Source organism: Frisingicoccus sp., assembly GCA_016298055.1.
Taxonomy (GTDB): domain Bacteria; phylum Bacillota; class Clostridia; order Lachnospirales; family Lachnospiraceae; genus Frisingicoccus.
The window spans coordinates 1-3071 of sequence record JAEDDO010000204.1 but is presented as its reverse complement, the minus strand read 5'-3'; the positions used below and the strand labels follow the sequence as shown (position 1 = coordinate 3071).

The window sequence follows — 3071 nt, the reverse complement described above, 5'->3', positions numbered from 1 at the left end:
CATTTCCTATCCGACATTTTATAGAGATTTATTCCAACTGGCTAAATAAAGTGGGAACAGGTTCCGAGACTCACAAATATGAGTCTCGGAACCTGTCCCCATACTTATCCTGCAATCATCATACACAGCGGTATGGTGACAATTGATAATAATGTCGTAATTCCAAAAAGTTCTGTGCCGTAATAATCATCTCTGCCATAAAGAATCGCCATTGTAATCGTCATAGCTCCTGAGGGACAGGCCCCTGTCATAGCGGCAACGATCCGCATCTGTTCATCAATCGGTATATATCTTAATAATAGAGCAAAAATAGCCGGTGATACGACCGTCCGAAGAAGTACAACAAAAAACATCCGCTTCTTTCTCAGAGTTGCTCCCAAATTTAATTGAGCCATAATTGCTCCTGATAAAAGCATGGCCAACGGCGTATTCATATCTGCAATCGAATTCATGGCAAAGGAGATATTCGTTGGTATCTTCAACTGAAAGATAAAGCAGATCATCCCGCCGAACACAGCGATCAGACAGGGATTAATGAGCTTTTTCGGCTGAAAGCCAGAAGAATCCAAAAGCATGATACCGTGGGTCCAGCAAAAAATATGAAATGTTGCAACAAAAACGGTGGCATAAATAACGCCGATACTCCCAAAAATCGCATAACCTAACGGAATGCCGATAAAGCCACAATTCGTATATGTTACAGCAAATTTTTCTACTGCCATGTCGTATCCTTCCTTTTCATGAAGAAGGAAATGGGCCAATACAATAGAAATTAAATAACTCAGTACAGCCAGAGCAAACAAAATCCCCATATTTTTCAGTAAGGATGCATCATACTCCATCTGAAATGACATAAATATCAATATGGGATTTACTACCAGTGTACTTAAACGTGACAATTTTGTTTTCGTGTTATTGTCAATAATGCCCGCTTTATAGCATATGACACCGACAACCATAATAATAAATATCGATATGATTTTACCGAGCACGGTAGATACAACCATATTTTTTCTCCTTTAGTCAACTTCTAATGAAATACAGGCATTTTTTGTCACATCAAAAAGGCCTGTATCCGTCATCTTTAATTCGGGAATAACAGGAAGAGACATGAACGCAAGTGTCATCAGCGGATCGATCAATGGGTTCACTTTCAACTCTTCTTTAATTGTTTTATAAATATCCGAGAGTTTTTCTCCCACCCAGAGGCCGCTCTGATCGCTCATGATTCCGCCGATCACCATCGGCATGGTTTCGATGACTTGTCCGTTTTTTACCAGAGCGATACCGCCTTCCTGAGCGATGATCTGGTTTACTGCCGTTTCAATATCCTCGTCCGAAATTCCCACCGTAATAATATTGTGCGAATCATGTGCGATGGATATGGCAACAGCCCCCTGTTTTATCCCATAGCCGCGCAGAAAACCACAGCCCACATTACCGGTATTTTTATGTCGTTCAATGACAGCCACCTTCACAATATCCTGTTCGCTGTTCCAGACAAATTCACCCTCAGAATCAATATTGACTTCTGCTTCACTCTTTTTTGTCAGAATACCTCCCGGCAGAATATCAATCACATGAACATGTCCGGTTTTTAAATGTAACTTGAGCTTCTCAGCGGAAAAATCCTTCACATGAAAACTTCCGTGGACACATGTACTGTCCTGTCTTTCATATGGGAGAAGGTATCTGCCTTCACAGGCCGCTTCACAACCTTCAACAAATACCTGCTGAACTCTGAAGTCTTTCAGATCATCCACAAGAACAATATCTGCTCTTCGTCCGCATGCAATCGCTCCACGATCATCAAGCCCATAGCACTCTGCCGCGTTCAAAGTCGCCATCTGTATCGCTGTGATTGGATCTATACCATTTTTCACACATAAACGCAGGTGTTTATCCATATGTCCCTCATTCAACAGCGTATGCATATGAAAATCATCTGTGCACAAAAGGCATCTGCGGCTATTATAAGGCGTCACGCCATGCAGCAATGTCTCCAGATTCCGGCAGGCTGAGCCCTCTCTTAAAATCACATACATGCCGCGAGAAATACGTTCATTCATCTCTTCCACCGTGGAACACTCATGATCTGTGTGAATACCGGCGGCAATATAGGCATCTAATGCATGGCCCGTGACTCCCGGACTGTGTCCGTCAACAAACTTCCCATGATTTTTCGCTGTCAGAATCTTATCCAGAACTTCAGGTTCTGCATTGACAACTCCAAAAATGTTCATAGATTCTCCCAGGCCAAGAATCTGCGCATTTTTAATCGGTTCCTGCATCTGCTTTGCACCGATCACCGCCCCTGAATGCTCAAAAGGTGTTGCGGGCACACAGGACGGTACCATATATTTTATATCAAGAACTGTCTTTTTCGATGCATCCAGCATATAGTTTAAACCTGTGATACCGCACACATTGACAATTTCATGGGGATCCGCTATGATCGTCGTCGTTCCCAGAGGGACTATCATTCTGCCTAACTCTTCTGGAGTCACATTGGTTGATTCAATATGCATATGACCGTCAATCAAGCCGGGAATCGCATATTTTCCTCCTGCATCATATAGTGTGTGACCTGTATAGGACCCGATTCCCGCAATCACGCCATCACTTACTGCAATATCACCTTCCAGTATCTTTCCTGAAAAGACATCAACAATCTTTGCATTCTGAATGACCATATCCGCCGGAATTCTTCCTGCAGCCACATCGATCCTCTTTTTTAATAATCTCTTTTCCTCATCGGAAGTCCAACATTTTAACGACATGGTTACCTCCTTTTTGCATAAATTACAGCAGGGAAGCGCGCAGCTCCTCTCCGGATTTTGCACTTAAATATGCAGGTGCAATATCAAACACCGTCTTACATCCGCTCTGACCTTCCTTAGAAAGGCGATATGCGGCACGTGCATATGCAACAATGACAGAAGCTGTAAATTCCGGATTAGAATCCAGTTTTAAGCTATATTCGATCACATGTTTATTCTCTTTATTCCATCCTGTCACACCGCTTCTTAAAACGAAACCGCCGTGCGGAATACCGCTGTGATTTTTCTTGA

2 protein-coding genes and 1 pseudogene are annotated in these 3071 nt (G+C 42.7%); all 3 read right to left on the bottom strand.

What is annotated here, in order from left to right; genetic code table 11:
• Positions 1–104: 104 nt before the first annotated feature.
• A complete protein-coding gene (locus QZZ35_RS10545; protein ID WP_291237364.1) occupies positions 105–1007 on the bottom strand; it encodes an AEC family transporter in 903 nt (300 codons plus the stop codon).
• Positions 1008–1019: 12 nt separating this feature from the next.
• Positions 1020–2780: an adenine deaminase gene (ade, locus tag QZZ35_RS10540; protein ID WP_291237363.1), complete on the bottom strand. Its 1761-nt coding sequence runs from the start codon at positions 2778–2780 to the stop codon at positions 1020–1022.
• Positions 2781–2802: 22 nt separating this feature from the next.
• Positions 2803–3071: pseudogene (locus QZZ35_RS10535) on the bottom strand (diaminopimelate dehydrogenase); the annotation flags it as partial.